Origin of the sequence: Cedecea sp. P7760 (assembly GCF_013386425.1) — a bacterium.
In the GTDB taxonomy this organism is placed as follows: domain Bacteria; phylum Pseudomonadota; class Gammaproteobacteria; order Enterobacterales; family Enterobacteriaceae; genus Cedecea; species Cedecea selenatireducens.
Genome location: NZ_JACARU010000024.1, coordinates 118,739 through 144,703 on the forward strand (window position 1 = coordinate 118,739; position 25,965 = coordinate 144,703).

Sequence of the window (25,965 nt, forward strand, 5' to 3'; positions counted from 1 at the left end):
AGTCCGGGTTCTTAGGGGAGCGACGGTGGCTCTCCTAAGACGTTCACCGGTGCGGTTACAGCATATGAAACTGTACTTGAGGTGAACGGAACCTTAGTCGCCCCTGCATAATCATGGGTATTTGTGTTTACGACATGGTTTTCTGTGGGAGAAGGTGAAACCCAGCACTCTAAAGCCTCACCAGGCCACTCGCCGCTGCTTTCTGCGCGGCATCGCTAATAGGCTGATAATCCTCACGCTGCGTCGCGGTAAAATCCTCAATCAGCAGCGCCTCTCGCACGGCTTGCCACTCAGGTTCGCTAACCAGCCGCTGCAACGCGCCACGCAACTGCTCCAGCTCCACGGCAGAGGTTTGCGCCGAGGTGATCATTGGCAAACCCGGAGCCAGCGCGGTTGTGCCGATAGAAACCAGGCCTGCTACGCGTTCCGGCTCATGGCGAGCAACCAGGGCCAGGGTCACTGCATCAATGGCGGCAATATCGCTGGTGCCGGCCTGAACTTCGGCCAGCGACTGGCGGTGGCTGCCGCTAAACGCGATGTCCGAGAAGAACTTACCGTCTCTCTGCAGCGGTGCGACGAGGCTGCGCAGGCCATGATAGCCGGACTGGGAATCGTCGCTGTTGCAGACGACCCGCTTGCCACGAAAATCTGCCAGCGTTTTTCCTGCGTCAGATGCCCGGACAATCAGCTGGCTGCTGTAGTTAAATCCTTCGCAGCCTGCGGCCTGATAATGAAATGTACCGACGACCTGTACATTGGGCAGCAGGGCGCGCAGCGGATAACCACAGGTTTGGCTGAGCAGCAGTTGGGGATCCTGCCAGTGGCTCAGGCGGTCTTCGGGCTCGCTATAAAGCAGGCCGTCGCCGTCCAGTCCTTCTTCACTCAGCAGCTGTCGCAGCGCGGCTAACAGCGCTTCGGTATCGGGATGGTGCACGTCGTACATCGGCAGAGAGATAAGCTTACTCATGGGCTTTCTCCTGCTGCACGCTGTCCTGCGCCAGGCGGCCGTCCGGGAAGAACGGGTTAATCTCTACCTGAATCGGCTTAATCAGGTGTTCACGCATCAGCTCGCCGTAGCCGTTCACAAAGAAGCCCTGGTTGCGCTTCAGGTACTCTTCTTTGTAGGCGCGGTAAACCGTTGGCAGCCCGTACCAGGGGATACCGGGTAAATCGTGGTGCACGGAGTGATAGTTAAGGTTTAAAAACAGCAGGCGCCAGAACATCCCCGCTTCGTTAATTACGGTACGCGCTTCAGGATCTTCCGCCGCGCGATGTTCAAAGAAAGAACGAACTTTTGTCATCGCCAGCATCGGCCAGGTCACCACCAGAAGGTAATAAACCACCGAGAAATCATGTTTTACCAGCCAGCCAAGAACCGGGATAAGCAGCAGCAGATGCACCGTCCACATGACCATCGCCGGGCGGTTGCCGCTGCGGAAAGAGTCCCAGATATTGACCACCGTCCAGCGCATCGTCAGCACCGGCGTTAGCATTAGCCTGCCGGGGAAGGTGTTACGCAGGCGCACCAGCAGGCGCTGAACGCCGCTAAAATGCTGCCAGCGGCGACGGGTAAAGTAGTAACTTTCCGGGTCCGTTTCCGGCACGGTCAGGTCTTCATCCTGGTGATGTTTAAGATGCAGGTCACGATAGGTGCCGTACGGATACCAGATAGAAAACGGCATCAGCCCGAACAGCTGATTAAGGCGAGGGAAGCGGGTCGGATGGCCGTGCAGCAGCTCATGCTGCAGCGACATGTACCAGGTGGCAAACCAGATAAGCAGCAGCGTGGCCGGGAACAGGCCAATCGTTTTCCACCAGGCAACGGTGGCAAACCATCCGCCATAAATAGTGATAATCAGCAGCCAGGTTGGCAGCTCCGTGCGCCAAAGCCAGGAACGCCGCAGTTTGCTGACAAATTCCCGCTGTTCTTCATGCAAATAGACTGAGGATTTTCCACTCATTTAACCAATCACTGCCCGCAATTAACCGTTGAATTGAGCAGAGAGTAAATCCTCGCCGCTAAACCCCATAGGAATATAAATTGCTATACTTAGAACAGAAAATGCTTTAAGACAAGGCGCTGATAAGCGGGGAAATAAGGGATGGTGAGAAGGAACAAAAAGGGCGATTTTCTACCGCCCTGAGCGCGTTACATTGATTCAAGTCCTACCCGCTGGCCGTAGGAGAGTTCAAGCGTGTTGCCGTCCGGATCGGCAAAGAAAACGAAGTATCCGACCGGGTCGCCCAGCTGTTCTGGCTCTCTGCGCAGCACTCCTTCGGCTCTTGCCATGTCCGTTTTTAAATCGATTTCTTCTTTCGTCGCGCAGGCCACGCCCAGGTGACCAAAGCTTCCCAGCGGCGTGTCGGTGTGGTTATCTGCCTGCACCAGAACCAGCGCAAAAGGTCGGGTACGATCGCTTAGCCAGGCGACCTTGCGCGCATCAGGCAGGTTGGGTTCGCGGTGGTGAATCACCTTCATGGCGGTGTAGCGGAGGTAGAAATCAACGCTTTTATCCAGGTCCTTCACCATAAATGCGACGTGGGTAAAGCCAACATCAATGTGTTCCATAGTTCGCCTAATCAGCTATTTTTGATGGCGCGACTTTACAACCTAAAGTTAACTTAAGGTCAAGGTGAGGACGCTTATGAACCGGGGCTTGAGCATTTTTGAACAAGTCTTAACGGGCAGCCCGATCGCTGAAAAGAAGGCAAAGCTCTGGAGAGGCGCACGGGCTAGCGGTTAGCGCTGTCCACCTGCTGGCTGCTTTGTTGGGGTTCCGCTTTTTTATCCTGATGGTGATACCACGCGCCAATTGAGGAATAAATAAAGCGACCAAAAAAGAACAGAAAACTGATGAGCAGAATAATGCGGGTCATGCGATTATTAAAACGGTTTCGTCTCTGCATAGTCGTAACCTGTGTCACGCAAGGGTCCTTGAGATTAGCCCGGCAGCTGCGGGCGACGGGGGTATTTAGTCACACTGAACAACGCAGGTCAATTATTCATCATGTAAAAATGGGCCAGTTGAATGATTAGTGGGCATTCACTGCGTGGGATGAATTTATTGTGAACTAAGCTATAGCGGGCAAAGTCTGAATTTCACCATTAGCGGTGATTCAATTGATTGATATTGATCTGCATCAATTATTCTTGATTTTAGCTAACTAAAATTTGCCCTTCGCTCCGAAGTGAGATGGGCAATAACGAACCGGAAAGGATATCCGGAAGAAACCCGAAGAGGAACAGGGATTTTGGCGAAGATGTATGCAATTAGCTAGCTGGTATAAAAACTCAAAAAATAAGTGGTGGGCGTTGCCCCTGATTCTCCCCAGCCTGCTGCTGCCGCTGGTGGTCACCTTCAACGCGCAAACGGTACTGGACGGTGGGCGAGTTTTCCTGCTGTATATGTCGCTCCCGCTGCTCACCGCCAGCCTCTTGCTGTTTGGACGTGCTGCCTTTCCGGGCATCATTCTGGCTCTGCTGATTCGCTACCTGCCCTCAGAAGGCGGGTGGATTTCACTGCTGGCCGTTTTACACTTCATCGTACCGATCGCGATTAGCTGGGGCTGTTACCGCTACTTTGTGCCGCGGCGCAGTGCGGTCACCTTCGGCATGATTCAACTTACCGCCCAGCGCATGTTTTGGCTGGTGCTGGTGAATGCCGCGCTATTTCTGGTGTTCTATGAGCTGGCGTTATTCTTCGGCTGGTACGACCGCAGCTTTTCTATTCTTTCCACAACGCCGTGGAGCACCCGGACATTAATTAATTTCCAGGCCGTGCTGGTTGGGGGATTAACCGGGCTGCCGTTCTTTTATTTTATATTGCGGATGATTGTGCACCCGCGCTTTATCAAAAGCTTTTGGTCCCGAATGCGTGCCCAGCGGCAAAAAGGCGTTACGCAGACTGAAATGCTGCTGTGGGGAGCGGTCGTTGGTCTGCTTATTTGGCTGCTGCTGTACCCGATCAGCCAGAGCAAAACCATTTTCAATACCGATTATACGCTGACGCTTATCCTGCCCATTATGCTGTGGGGAGCGATGCGCTTTGGCTTCCTGTTTATTACCAACGTCTGGACCGTGGTGCTGATTATTCTGTGCAGTGGATTCCACAACTATTTACCGCCGGATATGGGCTTCCAGCTGCATCTGGCGATTGCCTCATCCTGCTATGCCGTCTTTTCTATCACCATTTATTTGATGGCGGCGGTGACCACCCGGCAGCGTTTTCTGCATTACAAGGCGAGGCGCGTCGCGTTTATCGACCCGATGATGCAGATGCCGAATCTACGCGCGTTATGTCGTGACCTTGGGAACGCTCCGTGGTCGGCGCTGGGGTTTGTTTCTATTCCCGAACTGGAGCTGCTTGGGCGTAATTATGGCGTCCTGCTGCGGATCCAATATAAACAGCAGCTGGCTGAGTATCTGCGCGGTCAGCTGTCGCCCGGCGAGAGGGTGTATAACCTTTCGGGACACGATCTTGCCCTGCGCCTTAACTATGAATCACATCAGGAAAAAATTGAGTCCCTGTACGAACACGCCAGGCGGTTCCGTTTTGTGTGGGACGGGATGCCGCTGCAACCGCAAATCGGCATCAGCTACTGTTTTGTGCGCCACCCGGTTTCCCATCTCTACTTATTGCTCGGTGAGTTAAGCACCATGGCCGGGGTTTCGCTCTCCACCCAGCAGCCCGAAAGCCTGCAGCAAAAGGGCTCAAACCACATTCAAAATGCGGTAAAACGCAAAGTTGAGATGATGAACCGCCTGCAAAGTGCGCTCGACGAAGACCGTTTTGTGCTGATGGCACAGCGTATCGAAGGGCTGCGGGGCGATGCCTATCATGAGGTGCTGCTGAGAATGCGCGGTGACAACGGCGAGCTGCTGTCGCCGGATCTCTTTTTGCCCGTTGCCCATGAGTTTGGCCTTTCATCCCGTATTGACCGCTGGGTGCTGAATGCCGCCCTGCGGTTTATGGATAAGCATCGCGACAGCCTGCCGGGGTGCAGGCTTGCCATTAACCTGACGCCCGCCTCGGTATGCCAGTCCCAGCTTCCGGAAGAGGTTCAGCATCTGCTGACGAAGTACCGCATTGAACCGTGGCAACTGGTCTTTGAGGTGACGGAAAGCCACTCGTTAACCAACCTTGAACAGGCCAACGTGACGCTGAAGATGCTGCAAAGAATGGGCTGCCGGATTGCCATCGACGATTTTGGTACCGGCTATGCCAGCTATGCGCGCCTGAAAGAGCTTAGCGCCGATATCCTGAAAATTGACGGCAGCTTTATCCGTAATATTTTGACCAGCAGCCTGGACTATCAGGTGGTGAGTTCGATATGCCAACTGGCACGAATGAAGAAGATGCAGGTCGTGGCGGAGTATGTTGAAACGCAGGAGCTGAAGGATGCCGTGCGGGCGATGGGCATGGACTATGTTCAGGGGTATTTGATTGGTCGCCCTCAGCCGCTGGAGAGCCTTGTAGAAGAACAAAGCCCCTCTACGCCGGAAGACGCAAAGGGGCTGGAGTAGGGCGTCAGGCGGAGAGCGCCGCTTCGGCCTCTTCCTCGATGGTCAGCTTCCAGCCGGTCATGCTTTCCCAATACTGCTGCTCGCGTTCCAGATCAAGCTGCACCAGCGTGTTCTGGCTGAACCAGTCGTGCGGGAAGCGCAGCGTCCAGTGATTATCGTCGGTTTCCAGCACCAGCGTCGGCGGCGTGGTGGTGGCCTGCCGCTGATTATTCAGCAGCGCAGCAAGACGGATAATCTGGATAAGCGGCAGGAACTGTTTCTTTTTAAACAGCGTAAAGCGCGGCAGATCGTCCAGCTTAATGGCCTTGCGGTGGTAGCGCACCAGGGAAGCCATCAGCATCTGCTGCTCCTGATTGAAGCCGGGCAGGTTGCTGTTTTGCAGAATATAGGCCGAGTGACGATGCATCCCGCTGTGGTTGATGCTGAGCCCAACTTCGTGCAGCATCGCGGCCCACTTCAGCAGCGCGGCCATCTGCAGGTTAGCCAGTTTGTGATTCTGCTTTTCCCACTGCTGATAAAGCAGCTCTACGGTTTCCAGCACCCGGCGAGCCTGATCGCTGTCGATATGGTACTGCTCCGCCAGGCTTTGCGCGGTGCGAATACGGATATCCTGATGGCGGAAACGGCCTTCCATTTCGTACAGCACGCCTTCGCGCAGCGCACCGTCTGAAAGACGCAGTTCACGAATGGCGAGCGCGTCAAAAACGCCGCACAGAATCGCGAGCCCCGGCACAAACACCGCTTTACGTTCTTCGGACAGGCCAGGCAGGCTCAGGGCGTCGAAGTTTTTAAACTTCAGCACTTCCTGCTGCAGCATTTCCAGGCGTTCCGGGGTGATAGTCCCGTCTTTCTCGCCCATCTCAATCAGTACTTCATGCGCCGCCTTGATGGAGCCAGAGGCGCCCAGCGCTACTTTCCAGCCCTGCAGGCGATACTGCCAGGCAAGCGTTTCCAGCTTCTGAATTGCCGCCATGCGGGCGCGCTTAAAGCTTTCCGGCGTGATGACCCCGCCGGGGAAGAAGTTTTGCGCAAAGCTGACGCAGCCCATACGGCGGCTTTCGACCAGCATTGGCTCAAAATCTTCACCGATAACCAGCTCGGTGGAGCCGCCGCCGATGTCAATTACCAGCTTGCGGCCTCTTTCCGGCTGAGTGTGTTCCACGCCCATAAAAATCAGGCGCGCTTCCTCGTTCCCGGGAATAATTTCAATCGGGTAGGGGATGACTTTTTCAGCGCGTTTCAGAAACTCGGCGGCGTTGGTGGCCTCGCGAAGCGAGTGGGTGCCCACAATGCACACGTTGTCCGCTGCAAATCCCTGCAGGCGTTCGGCAAACAGCGCCAGACAGGAGAGGCCACGCTCCATGGCCTCCTCGCTTAATTTGTTATCAGGGCCAAGGCCGTCCGCAAGATGCACGCGCTGCTTCAGGCGACCAATGATTTGCATGGCGCCATCCACCACACGGGCTATGACCATGTGGAAACTGTTAGAGCCGAGGTCGACCGCAGCGAACTCCTGCGGCCGTGGAGCATGGTTTGATATCGGCATAATTTTATCTTCGCCTGAGAGCGTTAGTCAGGTTGTTCCAGAGATTTAATATAATCGTAGATCGCCAATTGCGAACGCACTTTACGGCGATTGCCGCGCGGTACATAGCGATTACTCAGTTCTTTGTCGATGATACGCGCTTTCACCGTGTCGTTAAGCTGGATATCAATGATATCGAGCATGCGTTGCTTCAGGCGCGGATCGAGGACCGGCACGGCCACTTCAATTCTGTAGTCGATGTTACGGGTCATCCAGTCGGCAGAAGAGAGGAAGACTTTCTTATCGCCGCCGTTTTCAAAGATATACACCCGATCGTGCTCGAGGTAACGGTCAACGATGCTCAGCACGCGAATATTATCGCTGATCCCTTCGAGTTCTGGAATCAAAGAACACATCCCGCGCACCAGCAGGTTAACCTTCACGCCCACGCTGGACGCAGCATAAAGCCGGTCCACCAGGCCTTTGTCCACCAGGTTATTCAGCTTCAGCGTAATGCCCGCAGGCTGCCCGTTTTGAGCGTTCTTAATTTCGCGATCGACCAAATCATACAGCAGGCGGCGCGAGTTCTGTGGCGACACCAGCAGGTAGTCGAAGGTCACCGGCCGGTACGGGTTTTCAATAAAGTTAAACACGCGACGCACTTCGTTGGTGATGCGTGCATCGGCGGTTAATAGCGAGTAGTCCGTGTAGAGCCGGGCGGTTTTCTCGTTAAAGTTACCGGTCCCGATGTGCGCATAACGCACAATCTCTTCGCCTTCCATACGCGAGATAAGGAATAGCTTGGCGTGAATTTTCAGGCCCGGCGCGGAGAAGATAACGTGGACGCCCGCCTCGGTAAGGCGCTTCGCCCAGTGAATATTCGCTTCTTCGTCAAAACGTGCCTGCAGCTCTACCACCACGGTGACTTTCTTGCCGTTGTGGGCGGCGTGGATCATGGCGTCAATAATGCGCGAGTCTTTCGCCACGCGGTAGATATTGATTTTTATCGCCAGCACGCTTGGGTCGAACGAGGCCTGACGCAGCAGCTCAAGGACGTGTTCGAAGGTGTGATACGGGTAATAAAGCAGGACGTCACGCTCGCGGATGGCGTCGAAGCCGTTCCGGAACTTATCAAATCCTATATGACGCAGGCGCGGCAGCGGCTTATTCACCAGGTTAGCTTTTCCGACGTTCGGGAAGCCGATGAAGTCTTTAAAGTTGTGGTAGCGGCCGCCGGGAATGATCGAGTCGTAGTTGGAGATGGTCAGCTTGTTGCGCAGCATCTCCACCATCGCATCCGGCATATCGCGCTGATAAACAAAGCGCACCGGCTCGGCGGTCAGGCGCTGCTTCAGGCTGGAAGACATCAGCTCCAGCAGGCTGGACTCCATTTCGGTGACCAGATCGTACTCGGCGTCACGCGTCATCTTCATCGAATAGGCGTTCAGCGCGTCATAGTCGAAGAACCCTTTGAAAATATCGTCCAGGCAGTAACGCAGGATGTTATCCAGCAGGATCATCGGCTTACGGCGGCGCGGCGCTTCCGGCGGCAGGTTCACAAAACGCGGTACTTTATCAGACGGGATTTCCAGCAGCGCGTAACGAATGCTGTCGCCGCGAATAATTTCTACCGCCAGATAGGTGTAGTCATCTTTCAGGAACTGCACCAGGTCGGTATCGCGGTTGATCAAAATCGGCGTGATGTGCGGGCGAAGCTGATGCTTAAAGTAGCTGCGTAGCCAGCTTTGCTGGTTTTCGGAAAGCTGGCGTTCGTTGATCAGGAAGATTTGATTGCGCGCCATCTCCAGCAGCAGGTCGTTGTACAGGCCGTCGAACTCCTGATCGGCCTTTAGCACCCGGGCCTGGATCTTATTCAACAGGTGACGCTGGTTGGAGGGGGAACCCTGTTCCTCACTGATTAAAATGCGGCGTTTTAGCTCCGCAAAACGCACTTTATAGAATTCATCGAGGTTATTGGAATAGATGCCGAGAAAACGCATCCTTTCAATCAACGGGTTGAGCTTGTCCGCCGCTTCCTGCAGAACGCGTTCGTTAAAAGACAACCAGCTCAGTTCTTTTTCGATATACAGCTTATCCTGACCCATTAGTCCTCACACTCCGTTTTCGTGGACGTGGCAATGCCGTCACCGTCACGTCAGTTATTATGGCGAGCTTTAGCGGAGAATGTCCAACTATGCAGATGAAACTCTCTCATCTGACCATGACAACTTTATGAGAGACAGACACAAAAAAAGGGCCGAAGCCCTTTTTATCTCATATTACTCTGCAGCGTGGCCCTGTGGGGGCAGCTGCACGTCATCAAGCCAGGCGGCGTTGTGGCGCATTTTTAAACGTTCGTCGAGGAACCAGCTCACCACCAGCGGGTAAATAGCGTGTTCCTGATGCTGAACGCGGGCGGTGATTTCGTCCTCGTCATCCCCTTCAAACACCGGCACTTTGGCCTGCAGAATAACCGGGCCACCGTCCAGCTCGTCGGTGACAAAATGCACGGAAGTGCCGTGCTCTTCGTCGCCGTTCTCCAGCACCTGGCGATGCGTATGGAGGCCGGGGTATTTCGGCAGCAGGGAAGGGTGAATATTGAGTAAACGACCGCTGTAGCGGGCCACAAAAGCCGGGCTGAGAATACGCATGTAGCCGGCCAGCACCACAACGTCCGGCGCCCAGGCATCGATCTCCTGCATCAGCTGGCGGTCGAAGGCCTCACGGCTGGCGAATTCGCTTGCCGCCAGAGCATGGGCGGGGATACCGGCTTCGCGGGCTCGCTCAAGGCCGAACGCGTCGGCCTTATTGCTGAACACCGCGCTGATGGTGCCGTTAATCTTTTTTTGCTGGCAGGCATCAATGATTGCCTGCAGATTGCTTCCGTTGCCGGAAATCAGCACCACAATGTGTTTCATTACTCGATAACCACGCGCTCTTCGGAATCAGATGCCTTGATGATACCGATTTTCCACGCCTTTTCACCTTTGGCCTGCATCAGCTCAACGGCTTTATCCGCCTCTGCTGCCGGCAGGGCAATGACCATGCCCACGCCGCAGTTAAAGGTGCGGTACATTTCGTGGCGGCTGATGTTGCCGGCCTGCTGCAGCCAGTTGAATACCGCCGGCCACTGCCAGGAAGATTCGGTGATAACGGCCTGAGTATTGTCCGGCAGAACGCGCGGAATGTTTTCCCAGAAGCCGCCGCCGGTCAGGTGGGCGATGGCGTGAACGTCCACGCTTTCAATCAGCTCAAGGATGTTTTTCACATAAATACGGGTCGGTTCGAGCAGGTGATCCGCCAGCGGTTTACCTTCCAGATCCGTGGTCAGCGGGTCGGTGCCGCTCACTTCCAGCACTTTGCGTACCAGCGAATAGCCGTTGGAGTGCGGGCCGCTGGAACCCAGCGCAATCAGCACGTCGCCGTCGGCCACTTTGGAGCCGTCGATGATTTCAGACTTCTCAACCACGCCAACGCAGAACCCGGCCACGTCGTAGTCTTCACCGTGGTACATGCCCGGCATTTCAGCGGTTTCGCCGCCAACCAGCGAGCAGCCTGACTGCAGGCAGCCTTCGGCGATGCCGGTGATAACGCTGGCGGCGGTATCCACGTCCAGCTTGCCGGTGGCGTAGTAGTCGAGGAAGAACAGCGGCTCGGCGCCCTGAACCACCAGGTCGTTCACGCACATGGCCACCAGGTCAATGCCGATAGCGTCGTGACGTTTTAAGTCCATCGCCAGACGCAGCTTGGTGCCCACACCGTCGGTGCCGGAAACCAGAACAGGTTCGCGATATTTTTGAGGCAACGCGCACAGCGCACCGAAACCGCCCAGTCCACCCATTACTTCCGGGCGGCGGGTCTTTTTCACTACGCCTTTGATTTTGTCGACCAGAGCGTTACCAGCATCAATATCAACACCGGCATCTTTATAGCTGAGAGAGGTTTTATCGGTCACTGCTCGTTCCCCACGGGTGGTAGATATAAAAAAACGCGGCAATTCTAACAGTGCAGGCAAACGTTTGCGAGCCTCTTATCATCGGCAAGAAAAGAATTCCTGAGATAGAATCAATCCAGTCTGGTTGATCTCGATCATCCCATTAGCTGTAGCGCAGCGGCAAAAAAGCGGTATAATCCGGCGATTTTTTTTGTGGTAGCCAACTATCTCGGGGGAGAAAGAGTATGAAGATCGTGGAAGTGAAACACCCACTCGTCAAACACAAGCTGGGCCTGATGCGTGAGCAAGACATCAGCACCAAGCGCTTTCGTGAACTCGCCTCTGAAGTGGGCAGCCTGCTGACTTATGAAGCCACTGCGGATCTGGAGACTGAGAAAGTCACCATCGAAGGCTGGAACGGCCCGGTGGAAGTTGACCAGATCAAAGGCAAGAAAATTACCGTTGTGCCTATTCTGCGTGCCGGCCTTGGCATGATGGAAGGCGTTCTGGAAAACGTCCCGAGCGCGCGCATCAGCGTGGTGGGCGTTTACCGTGATGAAGAAACGCTGCAGCCGGTGCCTTACTTCCAGAAGCTGGTTTCTAATATAGAAGAGCGCATGGCGCTGGTGGTTGACCCAATGCTGGCAACCGGCGGCTCCATGATTGCTACCATCGACCTGCTGAAGAAAGCGGGCTGCACCAGCATTAAGGTGCTGGTACTGGTTGCCGCGCCGGAAGGCATTGCCGCGCTTGAAAAAGTACACCCGGACGTAGAGCTGTTCACCGCCTCTATCGATCAGGGGCTCAACGAGCACGGGTACATTATTCCTGGCCTCGGTGATGCGGGCGATAAGATATTTGGTACTAAATAATAAAATTAGCCGACTTCGAAAGTCGGCTTTTTTTTGATTGCAGCAAACACCGTTCGTTAAAAATAACACGTAGAGGAAAACAACATGACCCGCCGCGCTATTGGGGTAAGTGAACGCCCGCCCTTACTGCAAACGATTCCGTTAAGCCTGCAGCATCTGTTTGCCATGTTCGGCGCGACCGTGCTGGTGCCGATTCTGTTCCACATCAACCCGGCGACGGTGCTGCTGTTCAACGGTATCGGCACGCTGCTGTACCTGTTTATCTGTAAGGGTAAAATCCCGGCTTACCTCGGGTCCAGCTTCGCGTTTATCTCCCCGGTGCTGCTGCTGTTGCCGCTAGGTTACGAAGTGGCGCTCGGCGGTTTTATTATGTGCGGCGTGCTGTTCTGCATCGTGGCGCTGATCGTGAAAAAAGCCGGAACCGGCTGGCTGGACGTGATGTTCCCTCCTGCGGCAATGGGCGCTATTGTGGCGGTTATCGGCCTTGAGCTGGCGGGCGTGGCGGCGAATATGGCCGGGCTGCTGCCGGCGGAAGGGGCTTCACCGGATTCCACCACCATTATCATTTCACTGGTAACGCTGGCGGTGACGGTGTTTGGCTCGGTGCTGTTCCGCGGTTTTATGGCGATTATCCCGATTCTTATCGGCGTGCTGGCGGGCTATGCGCTCTCCTTCGCTATGGGCGTGGTGGACGTCACGCCAATCCGCGAAGCGCACTGGTTTGCGCTGCCAACCTTCTATACGCCGCGCTTTGAGTGGTTTGCTATCTTCACCATTCTGCCGGCTGCGCTGGTGGTGATTGCCGAACACGTGGGCCACCTGGTGGTTACCGCCAATATCGTGAAAAAAGATCTGATTCGTGACCCAGGCCTGCACCGCTCGATGTTCGCCAACGGTATCTCGACTATTTTCTCCGGCTTCTTCGGCTCCACGCCAAACACCACCTACGGTGAAAACATCGGCGTGATGGCTATCACCCGCGTTTACTCGACCTGGGTTATCGGCGGCGCGGCGATTATCGCGATTCTGCTTTCCTGCGTCGGCAAGCTGGCGGCGGCGATTCAAATCATCCCAGTGCCGGTAATGGGCGGCGTATCTCTGCTGCTGTACGGCGTAATCGGCGCATCCGGTATTCGCGTGCTGATCGAGTCCAAAGTGGATTACAGCAAAGCGCAAAACCTGATCCTGACCTCCGTTATCCTGATCATCGGCGTGAGCGGTGCGAAGGTGCACATCGGTGCGGCGGAGCTGAAAGGCATGGCGCTGGCGACCATCGTCGGCGTGGGCCTGAGCCTTATTTTCAAACTAATCAGCATACTGCGCCCGGAAGAAGTGGTGCTGGATGCGAAAGAGAACGACGCTCAGCACTGATCGTTTAGCCACCGGGCGGATCCTCGCCCGGTTCTATCCTGCCCCAAAACTGTGATAGACTCATCGCGATTTTCTGCCTGTTATGGTTGAGGTACTTCTGAATACGCCGGCACAGCTCTCACTGCCACTCTATCTTCCCGACGATGAAACCTTTGCGAGTTTCTGGCCGGGTGACAACCCTTCTTTATTAGCCGCACTGCAGTCGGTACTCCGTCAGGATCACAGCGGGTATATCTATTTCTGGTCGCGTGAAGGCGGCGGGCGCAGCCATTTGCTGCATGCAGCCTGCGCGGAACTTTCCCAGCGTGGCGAAGCCGTGGGCTACGTGCCGCTGGATAAGCGCACCTGGTTTGTGCCGGAAGTGCTTGATGGAATGGAGCAGCTCTCGCTGGTTTGCATCGACAATATTGAGTGCGTGGCCGGGGATGAACCGTGGGAAATGGCGATTTTCAATCTCTATAACCGTATTCTGGAGTCAGGGAAAACGCGCCTGCTGATCACCGGTGACAGGCCACCACGCCAGCTCAATCTGCAGCTACCGGACCTGGCTTCCCGCCTGGACTGGGGGCAAATCTACAAGCTGCAGCCGCTTTCCGATGATGACAAGCTACAGGCGCTCCAGCTGCGTTCCCGGCTGCGAGGGTTTGAACTGCCGGAAGACGTGGGGCGCTTTCTGTTAAAACGCCTCGATCGTGAAATGCGCACTCTGTTCATGACGCTCGATCAGCTCGATCACGCCTCAATCACCGCCCAGCGCAAGCTCACCATTCCGTTCGTGAAAGAAATCCTCAGCCTGTAATTTTCCCCGTCCTGCGACGGGGAACGCTTTATTACACCTTACGTAATCTTTCTGCCGCTGCGTCCAGCGTCGCTTCCTGTTTGGCAAAGCACAGGCGAATCAGCTTGTGCGGGAAGGCATCCGCGCAGAACACCGACAGCGGGATTGCCGCCACGCCCACTTCTTTGGTTAGCCACTGGCAGAAGCTCACGTCATCGAGATCGGAAATGGCGCTGTAGTCCGCCAGCAGGAAATAGGTGCCTTCGCAGGGCAGGATTTCGAACCGGCTGTCCGCCAGCGCCTCAACAAAGCGGTCGCGGCGTGCGCGGTAAAACTCCGGCAGTTCGCGATAATGCTCCGGCTCGGCGCGCAGCATATCGGCAATCGCAAGCTGCGCCGGGGTATTCACCGCAAACGTCAGGTACTGGTGCACTTTACGCAGCTCCGCGCTGATGGCCGCCGGCGCCACGCAGTAGCCCACCTTCCAGCCCGTCATATGGAACGTTTTGCCGAAAGAGGACACAGAGATAGCGCGCTCGCGCAGCTGCGGGTGAGCCAGCACGCTGGCGTGGCCTTGTTCGTCGAAGCAAATATGCTCGTACACTTCGTCGCTCAGCACATAAACTTCGTGCTGCCCGATGGCCTGCCACAGCGCGGCAAAATCACTTTTTCGCCAGACGGTCGCGGACGGGTTGTGCGGTGTGTTAAGAATAACAAGGCGAGTTTTGTCGCTCAGCAGCGCAGCAAACGCCTGCCAGTCAACGCGGAAGTGAGGCGGCTGGAGCGAAATACGCTTGAGAATTCCGCCGGAAAGCGTCACGGCCGGGGCGTAGCTGTCGTAGCTTGGGTCGAAGCAAATCACCTCATCGCCCGGGCGAACCAGCGCGGTGATGGCAGCGTAGAGCGCTTCGGTCGCGCCAGCGGTGACCGTAATATCGGTATTGGCATCCGGCTTGTGGCCGTACAGGGCTTCGGTTTTCTCGGCGATGGCTTCACGTAGAGGCTGGACACCTGTCATCGGGGCATACTGGTTCGCGCCCTGGCTTACGTGAAACGCCAGGCGTTCCTGCAGGAAGCGCGGGCCGTCAAAATCAGGGAAGCCCTGGGAGAGGTTAATCGCCTTGTGCTGCTGCGCCAGGGCGCTCATTTGCGTGAAGATGGTGGTGCCGAGCGCGGGCAGTTTGCTTTCTGGAATCAAAGGGGAGTGGCTCATTATTCTTCGACCTTAACGTGATGCGTGTGTTTCCCTGTGTTGCCGGGACTATAACACGATGTTAAGATTTGGCAATCAAGACGCTTAGACGTCTAAATAATAATGACCTCAGTTGCAAACATAAAGCAGCGCTAACGGCTGGAGAGATAATGATTCGCGCCATTGTTACCGATATTGAAGGCACCACCAGCGACATTCGCTTTGTGCACAACATCCTGTTCCCGTATGCCCGCGAACGCCTCGCAGGTTTTGTTCGCGCGCAACAGAATGAAATTGCCCCAATACTCAACGACCTGCGGGCGGAAATTAATGAACCACAGGCGGATATTGATCGGCTGATTGAGACGTTGTTTAGCTTCATGGATGTAGATCGTAAATCTACCGCGCTTAAAGCGCTGCAGGGCCTCATCTGGCGCGATGGCTACGTGAATGGAGACTTCACCGGCCATCTCTATGATGATGTTCTGCCCGCGCTGAAGGCCTGGAAACAGCAGGGCATTGCCCTGTATGTCTATTCGTCTGGCTCGGTGGCGGCGCAGAAGCTGCTCTTTGGCTACAGCGACGCCGGGAATATTACCGATTTGTTCAGCGGCTATTTTGATACCCACGTTGGGGCCAAGCGAGAAGTGCAGTCCTACCGCAACATCGCGGAACAGGCCGGCGTGGCGCCAGAAGAGCTGCTGTTCTTGTCCGATATTCACCAGGAGCTGGATGCTGCGCGGGAAGCCGGTTGGCAAACCGTGCAGCTGATTCGCGGCGAGGCCGATGAAACAAGCAGCCATCGCCAGGTAAACCGTTTCGACCACATTAATCCGGAGTCGTTTTCTTCATGAGCGCATTGACCATTTTTACCGATACCGAAGCAAAGGAGCCGGTATGGCACAGCACGGACGCGCAAGAAATTCGCGAGCAGCTGAACGCAAAAGACGTGCGTTTTGAGCGCTGGGAAGCGAACCAGGATTTAGGGGCTAATCCGACGTCGGAGACGGTGATCGGGGCTTACCAGCACGCTATCGACAAGCTGGTGGCGGAAAAAGGCTATCAGAGCTGGGACGTTATCAGCCTGCGAGCGGACAACCCACAGAAAGACGTGCTGCGGACCAAGTTCCTCTCCGAGCATACCCACGGCGAAGACGAAGTCCGTTTCTTTGTAGAAGGCGCGGGGCTGTTCTGCCTGCATCTGGACGACAAGGTGTATCAGATCCTGTGCGAGAAGAACGATTTGATTTCCGTCCCGGCCGGGACGCCGCACTGGTTTGATATGGGGTCAGAGCCGCACTTTACCGCGATTCGTATTTTCGATAATCCGGAAGGCTGGGTGGCTCATTTTACCGGTGATGCGATTGCGGATGCTTATCCACGGTTGCCGTAGTTGATGAGTTGAGTTGAGTTTTTCCCTGGAAGGGCTGTAACTTAGTCACAAATCCCCGCGACGATGTAGGAGCGGCAAACATTCCGTTCACTTCCAGTCCTGTTTTATATGAAGCCCCCGTACCGGTTCACGGCTCGGGGGAATCACCGTCATTCCCCCGAGACCCCGGACTCCCGGCGAAATAAATCGACCGCTAAAGCGGCAGACCTCCGTTTTNNCCTCGCTTCAAATCCGCAGCCACGCTGAAAGTCGCAGGCGCTGCAAGTCCCACAGCCACGCCCTTGCCGGGCGCCGGGGCTGTTCGGGGGATTGCGTGATCCCCCGGACACGTTCACCGTTATCTGAACGTGCAGGGAAAACAGATCTATGGGTGAACGGAATAACGACTGATTTAAAGAGTCACCCTTGAATTTTTTGAAAGAAAGATAGGTAAAAGGCTGCCCCTGCACGGGCAACATCCCCTTTTTTATCCCTTCTCCCCTGTGGGGAGAAGGTCAGGATGAGGGGCATTATTTTTGAGGCAAAAATACCCCATCCCGGACCTGCTCCGGCGTTACTACGCCCGTATCCAGAATCCAGCCGCTAATTAACTCTGCCGGAGTCACGTCGAACGCCGGGTTGTACACCGTGGCATTTTCAGGTGCCCAGTGCACGCTACCAAAACTGCCCGTTACGCCGGTCACTTCACCTGCCGCTCGCTGCTCAATAGGAATGGCCTCGCCGTTCGGACAGTTTCTGTCCAGCGTGGTATGCGGGGCGGCAACGTAGAACGGAATATCGTGATAATGCGCCAGCACGGCCAGGCTATAGGTGCCGATTTTATTAGCCACGTCACCGTTCGCGGCGATGCGGTCAGCGCCTACCCAGATAGCATCCACCTGCTTTTTCGCCATCAGGCTGGCGGCCATTGAATCGCAAATCAGCCGGTAAGGAATGCCAAGTTCACCGAGTTCCCATGCCGTGAGCCTGCCGCCCTGCAGCAGCGGGCGCGTTTCATCTACCCAGACGCTGGCGACGTGGCCTTCATTAAACGCGCGCTGGATGACGCCCAGCGCAGTACCTACGCCTGCGGTAGCAAGGCCGCCGGTGTTGCAGTGGGTCAACAGGCGGCTGCCAGGTTTCACCAGCGCTGCGCCTGCACGGGCTATGTTGTCGCACAGCACTTTATCTTCTGCCACCAGCCGCAGAGCCTCTTCCCCCAGGGCTGCAACAAAGTTTTCCTGGGCCAGCGCCTGCTTCATGCGGTCGAGGTTATTCATCAGGTTAACCGCCGTCGGGCGGGAAGCGCGCAGGGTTTCCAGCGCCCCGGCGAGCTGGGGCTTTGTAAGTCCTTGCTCTGCCAGCAGCGGAAGCAGCAGGCTGGCGGAAAGACCGATCAGCGGCGCACCACGCACGCTAAGAGCATGAATATGGCTGACCAGTTGGCCAACGGTATGGGCCGGGAGCCAGTTTTTCTGCTGCGGCAGCGCCTGCTGGTCGAGGATCCAAAGCTGGTTATCACGCACTTCAAGGCTGGTGGTTTTTAAATTATGCATTCGTGTTAATTCCATGTTGCGTTGTTGCGGTATATTGTGCCAACATGACTTCCAGATGTATAGACGTCCAAACGTCTTAATTTACTTTATTTTCTGAGAGGATCGCCATGTCGCAATACCGCACTTTTACCGCCGCTGACGCAGTGGCTTATGCTCAACAGTTTGGCGGGCTGCAGACGCCGTCTGAGCTGGTGGAGGCGCAGGAAGTGGGCGACGGCAACCTTAATCTGGTGTTTAAAATCTTTGATACCCAGGGCGTTAGCCGGACGATCGTGAAGCAGGCGCTGCCGTATGTGCGCTGCGTGGGCGAGTCCTGGCCGCTGACGCTGGATCGTGCTCGTCTTGAGGCGCAAACCCTGGTGGAGCACTATCAGCACAGCCCTGAGCACACGGTAAACGTGGTGCATTACGACCCGGCGCTGGCGGTGATGGTGATGGAAGATCTCTCCAGCCATCGCATCTGGCGCGGCGAGCTGGTGAAGGGCGTTTATTATCCTCAGGCGGCAAGCCAGCTTGGGGAATATCTGGCAAAGACGTTGTTCCACACCTCGGATTTCTACCTGCATCCGCATGATAAGAAGGCGCTGGTTTCCCGTTTTATCAATGCTGAAATGTGTGAAATCACCGAGGATCTGTTCTTTAACGACCCGTATCAGATCCATGAGCGTAATAACTACCCGGCCGCGCTGGAGCAGCAGATTGCCGCGCTGCGTAGCGATAACGCTCTAAAGCTGGCCGTGGCTCAGCTAAAACATAAATTCTTCTCCAGCGCCGAAGCGTTGCTGCACGGTGATATCCACAGCGGCTCAATTTTCGTGGCGGAAGGCAGCCTGAAAGCCATCGACGCCGAGTTTGGCTACGTTGGCCCTATTGGGTTTGATATTGGCACCGCCATCGGCAACCTGCTGCTGAACTACTGCGCGCTGCCGGGGCATTTTGGCCCACGTGATGCGGCCAGCCAGCGCGAGCAACGGCTGAAAGATATTCAGGAGATTTGGCTGAGCTTCTCCGGGCGCTTTATAACGCTTGCACGTGCTAAAACGCGCGACGCAGCGCTGGCGACGGAAGGATATGCCGAACACTATCTGCAAAAAGTTTGGGTAGATGCGGTAGGCTTCTGTGGCACCGAGCTGATTCGCCGCACTGTCGGGCTGTCGCACGTGGCCGATCTGGAAAGTATTGAAGATGAGGCGACTCGCCTGGCCTGTGTTAGCCACGCGATTGAGCTGGGCAAATTCCTGATTCTGATTGCCGACCAGGTGAATTCAGTGGATGAGTTTATTGCGAGAGTTCGGCAGAAGGGGTGAGTTTTCTTCTGCGCTAGCTTTAACCAGGGGCTATGAGGATCTGGCGAAAAGTTCCGTTCACTTCCAGTCCATCTTTACATGTATCTACCGCACCGGTGAACGTGCCAGGTGGCATTACGCCATGCCCCCTGACAACCCCCGGCGCCCGGCAGGCTCATCGCCGCTGAAGCGGTAAACCNNGGGTCATAACCGGGGGCGATGAGAGCCGGGAACAAGGGCGTGGCTGTAGGACTTGCAGCAACGTTAACGTTCCGTGTGGCTGCGGGCTAAAAGCGAGGCTCGGTTCCGGCTTAAATTGCCTCTAAATCGTAGGGCTACCCCAAATACTCAATAATCGACAATCCGCCGTTATAATCCGTGCTGTACACAATCCCTTGCGCATCCACAAATACATCACATGACTGGATTACCTGCGGGCGGCCAGGGCGGGTATCCATCATTCTTTCCGGGGCGGCTGGCACTAGCGCACCGGTTTCTACCGGGCGGTATGGGTTCGAAATATCGTAGGCACGCACGCCCGCGTTCTGATAAGTCGCGAAAATCAACGTATCGCTGATAAAACTGCCGGGGCGGTTTTCGTGCAGGTTATGCGGGCCGAAGTGCGCGCCTTTCGCCACATAATCAATCTCATCCGGCTGCGGAAACGTGGAGATGCTGACCGGGTTTGCAGGGTCACGAATATCAAACAGCCAAATCAGCTTCTCGCCGTCCTCCTGGTTGTCCAGCACCGCTTCGTCGAGCACCACCAGCAGATCCCGGTTCGGCAGCGGCAGCGCCGTGTGAGTACCGCCGCCAAACGGCGGGCTCCAGTTGCGGTGGCTGATGAGCTGCGGCTGCGAGCGGTCAGACACGTCCAGCAGCGTCAGGCCACCGTCGCGCCAGCTGGCATACGCCGTGTCGCCGCTGATAATCGCGTGGTGTAACGCATAGCGTTTCCCTTCCGGCCAGGTCGGTTGCTCACCTGCGGCGGTGTTCATCCCCGGCAGCCACCAGTTGCCCGCCACCTGCGGGTTGAGTGGGTCGGCGAGGTCGATAGTCAGGAAAATGTAATCGCTAAAACCGTCGACCAGTGCGGAAACATAGGCCCAGCGGCCGCCCACGTACCAGCAGCGGTGAATGCCGATGCCGCTCAGCGACAGGAAGCTAATTTCTTTAGGCTTGTCCGGCGTGGAGATATCAAAAATGCGTAATCCGGCGCTCCAGCCTTTGTCCTGCACGTCGCGAACCGTTTCGCCAACCGATTTGGTGTAGTAAACCTTTTCATCGGCGAAGCGCACGTCGGCGAACAGGTCGCGGGCGTTAATCACCAGCAGCAGGTCGTCGTGTGCCTGCAGGTGAATATTCCAGGTGCCCGGCGGCGCGGGCACGAAGCCCGCCGCTTTCGGATTTTTGGGGTCGCGGACGTCAACAATCGAAAAACCCTGAGACACCATATGGCCGATGTACGCATAGCCCCGATGCACCATCAGCTGCACGCCGTCGGGTTTTCCACCCTGATCGCTATGGCCGATAAGCCGCATATTGCGGCTGTATTCGGGTTGTGGCAGTGCCATTGCGCGACTCCTTATTTATTTTTCGCTTCGAGCGTAGCAAACCACGGGGCGATAAAGTCGTCGGTCTGGCCCCAGCCCGGAATAATTTTGCTCAGCGAGGCGACGTTGACCGGGCCAGGCTGGCTCGCCAGCAGCGCCTGAGGAATAGCGGCCGCTTTAAAGTCGTAGGTTGCAGGCGTTTGCTCCCCGGCAATCTTGTACGCGACGAGGCGCACGTTGGTGGCGCCAATCAGCTTCGGGTCCACCGCCACGCTGACTTTCCATGGGCTGTTGGCTTCACGCATCAGCTGAATATCCTGGTTAGAAACGTCGATGCTGTAGAGTTTAATTTCGGTGCGGCCGTTCTCCTGCAGCGCTTTATAGGCGCCCTGGCTGAAGGCGTCCCAGGTACCCCAGATGGCGTCGATTTTACCTTTTGGGTATTTCGCCAGTATCGCGCCCACTTTGTTGGCGGTATCGCCCTGTACGTCGGAGGAAACCGCGCCGATGGACTCCAGTTCTTTAATGCCCGGGTTGGCTTTCAGCAGCTCCTGATAGGCGGCCTGGCGGCGTTCCATCGGTGGGAAACCGGCGACCCATAGCTTGATGATGTTGGCTTTGCCGTTGAAGTCTTTAACCAACTGGCCGAAGGAGAGGCCGGTCAGCGAAGCATCGTCCTGCTGGGTCACGGTCACGCCAGGAATAGTGCCGTTCACCGCGGTATCAAACACCGATACCGCAATGCCTGCAGCCACGGCTTTTTTCACCAGTTCGGTAGAGTAAGGGTCACGGCCCTGAGAAAGAATAATCCCGTCATACTTCTGGCTGATGGCCTGGTTTACAAAGTCCTGGAAGCGGGCGTCGTCGCCGTTGCTCAGGAAGGTGCTGACCTTAAAGCCCAGCTTTTTGGCCTGCTGAACCGCCCCGGCGACAAACTGCGTGGTGTTATCGTCGGAACCGAGGTTACGAATCACGGCGATGCGGACAGGACCGTCGTGCGCGGCGATTTTTTCCGGAACCGGCGTAGGCGTTGCGGCGTGGCCAGGCAGCGCGGCGAGCAGGCTAAGCGCCAGCAGTGAAGTTGTCAGTTTTTTCATGGTCGTTACCCTGTGTGAAGTGTTGTTTTAGCGTCGTTGTATGTAAGTAATCGCCAGCGCTGCAGCCAGCACCAGGCCTTTAATAATATCCATGGCGTAATAAGGTACGGAGAGCATCACCAGCCCGTTTTGCAGCACGCCCAGAATCACCGCGCCGACCAGCGTGCCGAGCGCGTTAGGTTTGCCAGAGCCTGCCAGAGAGAAACCAATCCAGGCCGCGGCTACGGCATCCATCAGGTAGCCGCCACCGGCGTTGACCTGTGAGGAGCCAATACGCGAGGCCAGCAGAATGCCGCCTAAGCCCGCCAGCAGCGAGGCCAGCACGTAGGCCGCCACGCGATAGCGAGTGGTACGTATGCCGGACAGACGAGCCGCCTCCGGGTTACCGCCGATGGCGTACATCCGGCGGCCATGTTTGGTCAGAGACAGCGCAAGCTGGGCAACCAGAGTGACCACCAGCATGATGATAACGATGGTCGGCACTTGCCCGAGCAGGCCAAAGGCGGCGGGAATAGCCCCTTCGGCCATGTCACCGCTCGGCAGCACCATATTTTCGGTAATCGAGCCGCCGTAGCTGTAGGTCATCGCCACGCCCTGAATCACAAACAGGCTGGCCAGCGTGGCGAGCATGTCGGGAATTTTCAGCACCACGATCAGGAAGGCGTTAAACAGCCCGACCAGCGTGCACAGGACCAGGGTGATAAGAATGGCCTCGGTGGTGCCGAAGCCATGCCAGACGAACAGCGAAATCACCAGCGCGTTGGCCAGCGAGGCGGTCGAGCCCACGGACAGGTCAAACCCGCCCACGGTGAGTGAGATAGACACGCCGATGGCAATCACCGTGACAATGGCGATGGAGCGCAAAATGTTGATGATGTTGTTGGGCTCGAGGAAGCTGTCGGACGCGATGCCGAATAGCGCCACCAGGGCGACCACGGTGAGCAACATCCCCCATTTGTAGAGAAAGTCAAAAAGCTGCTGGCGGCCTGAAGCGCTGGCCTTAAGGGATAATGCTTTGCTCACGCGGGGGTTCCTCCGGTGGAGTAGAGTAATAAGGTTTCTTCGCTGGCCTGATGGCCGTCCAGCTCGGCGACGATACGCCCGTCCCACAGGACGCAGATGCGGTCGCACAGTCCGACCAGCTCGGCAAATTCGCCAGAGGCGTAAATCACGCCTTTTCCACGGCGAGCCAGCTGGTCAATCAGCACGAAGAGGTCGGTTTTGGCTTTGATGTCCACGCCTTTGGTCGGCTCGTCAAAAATCAGCACGTCGGCTTCGTTGCGCAGCCATTTGCCGATGGCCACTTTTTGCTGATTGCCGCCGGAGAGGCGACGCAGCGTTTGCGTCGGGCCGCTGGTGCGAATGCCCAGCTGCTTAATCGTCTCTTCTGCCCAACGTTTTGCTTTACGGTGGTTGAACAGCCCCCAGCGGGTAAACTGGCTATCTGAGCTGACGGCAAGGTTCATGGTGACCGACTCGTCGATAAAAATGCCTTCTTTGCGGCGCTCTTCCGGCACCAGCACGATGCCGCGAGTAACCGAGTCTGCCGGGTCAGTCGGGCGCCAGTTCTTGCCTTTTAATTCGCCGCGCTCAAGCGTGCTGCGGGTGGCGCCAAACAGCGCTTTGCAAAGCTCTGTTTTCCCGGCTCCTGCCAGGCCAGCAATCCCCAGAATTTCGCCTTTGCGCAGCCGCAGCGAGATGTCGCGCAGCAGCGAATCGTCATGCAGACCTTCCACCGCCAGCAGCGTGTCGCCCTCAACCGGCGGGCGGTGAGGGGGATAAATATCTTCGAGCTGGTGGCCCAGCATTTTCTCGACAATCTCTTCGCCGCTGAGGTGCCCCATCGGGCCGCTGTCCACCAGTTTGCCGTCGCGCAGAACCGTCATCTGGTCACAAATCGCTTTCAGCTCGTGGATGCGGTGGGAGATAAACACCACGCCGATGCCGCCTTGCTGCAGCCTCTGCACGACGCGGAAAAGATGTTCGCTTTCCTGGCTGTCTAATGGGGCAGTGGGCTCATCGAGGATCAGAAAACGGCAGTGATGAGAGAGCGCCCGCGCCAGCAGGATTTGCTGTTTTTCCGCCAGGGTGCATTGCTCAATGCGTTTTTTGACGTCTATCGCCACGTCGAGCTGTGCCAGTGCGGCGCGAGCCTGTTGATAAATTTTCGACCAGCGATAGACATGCCCCGCATCCGCCAGCTTATCGAGCATGATGTTTTCCGCCACGCTGAGGCCGGGTACCAGCGCAACATCCACCTCCTGCTGAACCAGATGGATCCCCAGAAGTTTGGCATCACGCGGGCTGCGGATTGTTACCGCTTCACCGTCGATCAGGATCTCGCCCTGATAATGGTCGTGGGCACCGGAAAGCACCGCCATCAGCGTGGATTTCCCCGCACCGTTTGCGCCGGTCAAAGCATGTACCGAGCCGCCATCCAGCCGGAAGTTCACCCGACTCAACGCGTTAAAGCCCGCGAAGGCGATAGAGATTTCTCGCATCTCAAGGCGGTCAGGCGTAGTCATAGCGTCGGCGGCTTCCGGGTTTAATGAATTGATCTGTCGAATTTTTAGCGGCCTTCTGGGTTGCGGGCAATGAACGAAAAGACATAAGATAAAGCAAAATGATATTAGCCGTCCAGATGTCTGGACATATCATCGGCATAGAATATATCCCGCCAGCGAAGAAAAGGAAATGCATCATGACCAGCACCGCTATCCGCGTGGTTACCGGCCCCGCTAACTACTATTCACATCCCGGCAGCCTGGCCCGCCTGACCGAGTTTTACAGCGAAGAGCAACTGAACAACGCGGTATGGATTTATGGCCAGCGTGCCTTTGAGGCGGCTCGTCCCTTCCTGCCGGAAGCCTTTTCGCTGCCGGGTGCAAAGCATATTCAGTTTGGTGGGCACTGCAGCGAAAGCGATGTGCAGAAGCTGGTAGCCGAGTCCGGTGAGCGACAGGTGGTGATTGGTATCGGCGGCGGCGCGCTGCTGGATACGGTGAAAGTGGTGGCTCGCCGTTTGAATGCGCCGGTGGTGGCTATTCCGACCATCGCGGCAACCTGCGCGGCCTGGACGCCGCTGTCCGTGTGGTACAACGACGCCGGGCAGGCGCTGCGCTTCGAGATTTTCAACGATGCAAACCATCTGGTGCTGGTGGAGCCTGAAATTATCCTGCGCGCGCCGCAGGAGTACCTGTTGGCGGGGATCGGCGACACGCTGGCGAAATGGTATGAAGCGGTGGTGCTTAGCCCGCAGCCGGAAAATTTGCCGCTCACGGTGCGCCTCGGCATTGGGGCCGCGCTGGCTATCCGCGACGTTCTGCTCCAGAGCAGCGGGCAGGCGCTGGAAGATCAAAACCGCGGTGAGCTAAGCCAGGCGTTTCTGGATGTGGTCGAGGCGATTATTGCCGGAGGCGGTATGGTGGGGGGGCTGGGCGAGCGTTATACCCGCGTTGCCGCCGCACATGCCGTACATAACGGCCTGACGACGCTGCCGCAAACCGATCGTTTCCTGCACGGTACAAAGGTGGCCTACGGAATCCTGGTGCAGAGCGCACTGCTGGGGCAGGACGACGTTCTGGCACAGCTCACGCAGGCGTATAAGCGTTTCAATTTACCCACAAAACTGGCGCAACTGGATGTCGATATTCAAAATCGTGCCGACCTGGATAAGGTGATTGCCCGCACTTTGCAGGCGGGTGAATCTATTCACGCCCTGCCGGTGGCGCTGTCGCCAGAGATTTTGCTGGCGGCGCTGGAGAAAGTGGAGAGGTTGTAGGGGGCATTTCGAATATACAGGTGTAGTGAATATTCCGTTCACTCCCAGTCCTGGATCGGCTGAGATGCGTTCCCGACGCTCTCAGCCTCCAGCCGTTCCCGATGTCCGGACCCTGGCCAGTCGN

Annotated in this window: 22 protein-coding genes; 8 read left to right on the forward strand and 14 right to left on the reverse strand. The window is 56.4% G+C overall.

Annotation, left to right across the window (positions count from 1 at the left end):
* Positions 1-169 precede the first annotated feature (169 nt).
* From HX778_RS10675 to HX778_RS10690, 4 genes are all read right to left on the reverse strand, one after another.
* Positions 170-967 (reverse strand): phosphate/phosphite/phosphonate ABC transporter substrate-binding protein, encoded by a 798-nt coding sequence (locus tag HX778_RS10675; RefSeq protein WP_176981960.1) that lies wholly within the window; start codon positions 965-967, stop codon positions 170-172.
* Positions 960-1,961 (reverse strand): fatty acid desaturase, encoded by a 1,002-nt coding sequence (locus tag HX778_RS10680; RefSeq protein WP_176981961.1) that lies wholly within the window; start codon positions 1,959-1,961, stop codon positions 960-962. Before HX778_RS10680 ends, HX778_RS10675 begins: the two co-directional genes overlap by 8 nt.
* Before the next feature lie 188 nt (positions 1,962-2,149).
* Entirely contained in the window at positions 2,150-2,569 is a 420-nt protein-coding gene (locus HX778_RS10685) for a VOC family protein (protein ID WP_176981962.1), read from the reverse strand.
* A gap of 164 nt (positions 2,570-2,733) precedes the next feature.
* Positions 2,734-2,907 carry a YfgG family protein gene (locus HX778_RS10690; RefSeq protein WP_038480078.1) on the reverse strand — a complete coding sequence of 58 codons (174 nt, stop codon included), beginning with the start codon at positions 2,905-2,907 and terminating at the stop codon, positions 2,734-2,736.
* A gap of 358 nt (positions 2,908-3,265) precedes the next feature.
* On the opposite strand from HX778_RS10690, the gene HX778_RS10695 reads away from it, so the two are divergent.
* Positions 3,266-5,524, forward strand: coding sequence for an EAL domain-containing protein (locus HX778_RS10695; RefSeq protein WP_176981963.1), 2,259 nt, complete (start codon positions 3,266-3,268; stop codon positions 5,522-5,524).
* A 4-nt stretch (positions 5,525-5,528) separates the two neighbouring features.
* Here HX778_RS10695 and ppx read toward each other — a convergent pair whose 3' ends face one another.
* From ppx to purM, 4 genes are all read right to left on the reverse strand, one after another.
* Entirely contained in the window at positions 5,529-7,070 is a 1,542-nt protein-coding gene (gene ppx / locus HX778_RS10700; protein WP_176981964.1) for an exopolyphosphatase, read from the reverse strand.
* A gap of 23 nt (positions 7,071-7,093) precedes the next feature.
* Positions 7,094-9,154 carry a polyphosphate kinase 1 gene (gene ppk1, locus HX778_RS10705; RefSeq protein WP_038480087.1) on the reverse strand — a complete coding sequence of 687 codons (2,061 nt, stop codon included), beginning with the start codon at positions 9,152-9,154 and terminating at the stop codon, positions 7,094-7,096.
* 174 nt (positions 9,155-9,328) lie between these two features.
* On the reverse strand, positions 9,329-9,967 hold the full coding sequence (gene purN, locus HX778_RS10710) for a phosphoribosylglycinamide formyltransferase (RefSeq protein ID WP_038480090.1): 639 nt from the start codon (positions 9,965-9,967) through the stop codon (positions 9,329-9,331).
* On the reverse strand, positions 9,967-11,004 hold the full coding sequence (gene purM, locus HX778_RS10715) for a phosphoribosylformylglycinamidine cyclo-ligase (protein ID WP_038480093.1): 1,038 nt from the start codon (positions 11,002-11,004) through the stop codon (positions 9,967-9,969). The genes purN and purM overlap by 1 nt, the downstream gene beginning before the upstream one ends.
* A 224-nt stretch (positions 11,005-11,228) precedes the next feature.
* Between purM and upp the strand changes: the two genes are divergently transcribed.
* The 3 genes from upp to HX778_RS10730 all read left to right on the forward strand — a co-directional run bounded on the left by upp (position 11,229) and on the right by HX778_RS10730 (position 14,025).
* The gene (gene upp, locus HX778_RS10720; protein ID WP_038480095.1) at positions 11,229-11,855 is read left to right on the forward strand and encodes a uracil phosphoribosyltransferase; all 627 of its coding nucleotides are present in this window, start codon (positions 11,229-11,231) and stop codon (positions 11,853-11,855) included.
* Positions 11,856-11,939: 84 nt separating this feature from the next.
* Entirely contained in the window at positions 11,940-13,226 is a 1,287-nt protein-coding gene (gene uraA, locus HX778_RS10725) for a uracil permease (RefSeq protein WP_038480098.1), read from the forward strand.
* A gap of 97 nt (positions 13,227-13,323) precedes the next feature.
* Positions 13,324-14,025, forward strand: coding sequence for a DnaA inactivator Hda (locus tag HX778_RS10730; RefSeq protein ID WP_218167095.1), 702 nt, complete (start codon positions 13,324-13,326; stop codon positions 14,023-14,025).
* A gap of 31 nt (positions 14,026-14,056) precedes the next feature.
* Here HX778_RS10730 and HX778_RS10735 read toward each other — a convergent pair whose 3' ends face one another.
* The gene (locus HX778_RS10735) at positions 14,057-15,217 is read right to left on the reverse strand and encodes a pyridoxal phosphate-dependent aminotransferase (RefSeq protein ID WP_176981965.1); all 1,161 of its coding nucleotides are present in this window, start codon (positions 15,215-15,217) and stop codon (positions 14,057-14,059) included.
* Between the two features lie 149 nt (positions 15,218-15,366).
* Between HX778_RS10735 and mtnC the strand changes: the two genes are divergently transcribed.
* A complete protein-coding gene (gene mtnC / locus HX778_RS10740; protein ID WP_038480107.1) occupies positions 15,367-16,050 on the forward strand; it encodes an acireductone synthase in 684 nt (227 codons plus the stop codon).
* Positions 16,047-16,589: an acireductone dioxygenase gene (locus HX778_RS10745; protein WP_038480110.1), complete on the forward strand. Its 543-nt coding sequence runs from the start codon at positions 16,047-16,049 to the stop codon at positions 16,587-16,589. The genes mtnC and HX778_RS10745 overlap by 4 nt, the downstream gene beginning before the upstream one ends.
* A gap of 509 nt (positions 16,590-17,098) precedes the next feature.
* Here the strand turns inward: HX778_RS10745 and mtnA are convergent.
* The gene (mtnA, locus tag HX778_RS10750; protein ID WP_176981966.1) at positions 17,099-18,124 is read right to left on the reverse strand and encodes an S-methyl-5-thioribose-1-phosphate isomerase; all 1,026 of its coding nucleotides are present in this window, start codon (positions 18,122-18,124) and stop codon (positions 17,099-17,101) included.
* 107 nt (positions 18,125-18,231) lie between these two features.
* Between mtnA and mtnK the strand changes: the two genes are divergently transcribed.
* Positions 18,232-19,431, forward strand: coding sequence for an S-methyl-5-thioribose kinase (mtnK, locus tag HX778_RS10755; RefSeq protein WP_176981967.1), 1,200 nt, complete (start codon positions 18,232-18,234; stop codon positions 19,429-19,431).
* A 314-nt stretch (positions 19,432-19,745) separates the two neighbouring features.
* On the opposite strand, the gene HX778_RS10760 is transcribed toward mtnK, so the two are convergent.
* The 4 genes from HX778_RS10760 to HX778_RS10775 are packed head-to-tail and all read right to left on the reverse strand — an operon-like array spanning position 19,746 to position 24,585.
* The gene (locus HX778_RS10760) at positions 19,746-20,984 is read right to left on the reverse strand and encodes an LVIVD repeat-containing protein (protein WP_038480119.1); all 1,239 of its coding nucleotides are present in this window, start codon (positions 20,982-20,984) and stop codon (positions 19,746-19,748) included.
* Between the two features lie 11 nt (positions 20,985-20,995).
* Positions 20,996-22,060 carry a sugar ABC transporter substrate-binding protein gene (locus HX778_RS10765; protein ID WP_038480122.1) on the reverse strand — a complete coding sequence of 355 codons (1,065 nt, stop codon included), beginning with the start codon at positions 22,058-22,060 and terminating at the stop codon, positions 20,996-20,998.
* 27 nt (positions 22,061-22,087) lie between these two features.
* On the reverse strand, positions 22,088-23,083 hold the full coding sequence (locus HX778_RS10770) for an ABC transporter permease (RefSeq protein ID WP_176981968.1): 996 nt from the start codon (positions 23,081-23,083) through the stop codon (positions 22,088-22,090).
* On the reverse strand, positions 23,080-24,585 hold the full coding sequence (locus tag HX778_RS10775) for a sugar ABC transporter ATP-binding protein (RefSeq protein WP_176981969.1): 1,506 nt from the start codon (positions 24,583-24,585) through the stop codon (positions 23,080-23,082). Before HX778_RS10775 ends, HX778_RS10770 begins: the two co-directional genes overlap by 4 nt.
* A gap of 176 nt (positions 24,586-24,761) precedes the next feature.
* On the opposite strand from HX778_RS10775, the gene HX778_RS10780 reads away from it, so the two are divergent.
* The gene (locus HX778_RS10780) at positions 24,762-25,841 is read left to right on the forward strand and encodes an oxidoreductase (RefSeq protein WP_176981970.1); all 1,080 of its coding nucleotides are present in this window, start codon (positions 24,762-24,764) and stop codon (positions 25,839-25,841) included.
* The last annotated feature ends 124 nt before the right edge of the window (positions 25,842-25,965 follow it).

Bases quoted from the DNA above. Each gene is read 5' to 3' on its own strand.
- HX778_RS10675 (WP_176981960.1), bottom strand. From the start codon at position 967: ATGAGTAAGCTTATCTCTCTGCCGATGTACGACGTGCACCATCCCGAT.
- uraA (WP_038480098.1), top strand. From the start codon at position 11,940: ATGACCCGCCGCGCTATTGGGGTAAGTGAACGCCCGCCCTTACTGCAA.
- HX778_RS10745 (WP_038480110.1), top strand. From the start codon at position 16,047: ATGAGCGCATTGACCATTTTTACCGATACCGAAGCAAAGGAGCCGGTA.
- HX778_RS10685 (WP_176981962.1), bottom strand. From the start codon at position 2,569: ATGGAACACATTGATGTTGGCTTTACCCACGTCGCATTTATGGTGAAG.
- HX778_RS10775 (WP_176981969.1), bottom strand. From the start codon at position 24,585: ATGACTACGCCTGACCGCCTTGAGATGCGAGAAATCTCTATCGCCTTC.
- ppk1 (WP_038480087.1), bottom strand. From the start codon at position 9,154: ATGGGTCAGGATAAGCTGTATATCGAAAAAGAACTGAGCTGGTTGTCT.
- mtnA (WP_176981966.1), bottom strand. From the start codon at position 18,124: ATGCATAATTTAAAAACCACCAGCCTTGAAGTGCGTGATAACCAGCTT.
- mtnC (WP_038480107.1), top strand. From the start codon at position 15,367: ATGATTCGCGCCATTGTTACCGATATTGAAGGCACCACCAGCGACATT.
- HX778_RS10695 (WP_176981963.1), top strand. From the start codon at position 3,266: ATGCAATTAGCTAGCTGGTATAAAAACTCAAAAAATAAGTGGTGGGCG.
- mtnK (WP_176981967.1), top strand. From the start codon at position 18,232: ATGTCGCAATACCGCACTTTTACCGCCGCTGACGCAGTGGCTTATGCT.
- HX778_RS10780 (WP_176981970.1), top strand. From the start codon at position 24,762: ATGACCAGCACCGCTATCCGCGTGGTTACCGGCCCCGCTAACTACTAT.
- purN (WP_038480090.1), bottom strand. From the start codon at position 9,967: ATGAAACACATTGTGGTGCTGATTTCCGGCAACGGAAGCAATCTGCAG.
- ppx (WP_176981964.1), bottom strand. From the start codon at position 7,070: ATGCCGATATCAAACCATGCTCCACGGCCGCAGGAGTTCGCTGCGGTC.
- HX778_RS10760 (WP_038480119.1), bottom strand. From the start codon at position 20,984: ATGGCACTGCCACAACCCGAATACAGCCGCAATATGCGGCTTATCGGC.
- HX778_RS10735 (WP_176981965.1), bottom strand. From the start codon at position 15,217: ATGAGCCACTCCCCTTTGATTCCAGAAAGCAAACTGCCCGCGCTCGGC.
- upp (WP_038480095.1), top strand. From the start codon at position 11,229: ATGAAGATCGTGGAAGTGAAACACCCACTCGTCAAACACAAGCTGGGC.
- HX778_RS10690 (WP_038480078.1), bottom strand. From the start codon at position 2,907: ATGCAGAGACGAAACCGTTTTAATAATCGCATGACCCGCATTATTCTG.
- HX778_RS10680 (WP_176981961.1), bottom strand. From the start codon at position 1,961: ATGAGTGGAAAATCCTCAGTCTATTTGCATGAAGAACAGCGGGAATTT.
- HX778_RS10765 (WP_038480122.1), bottom strand. From the start codon at position 22,060: ATGAAAAAACTGACAACTTCACTGCTGGCGCTTAGCCTGCTCGCCGCG.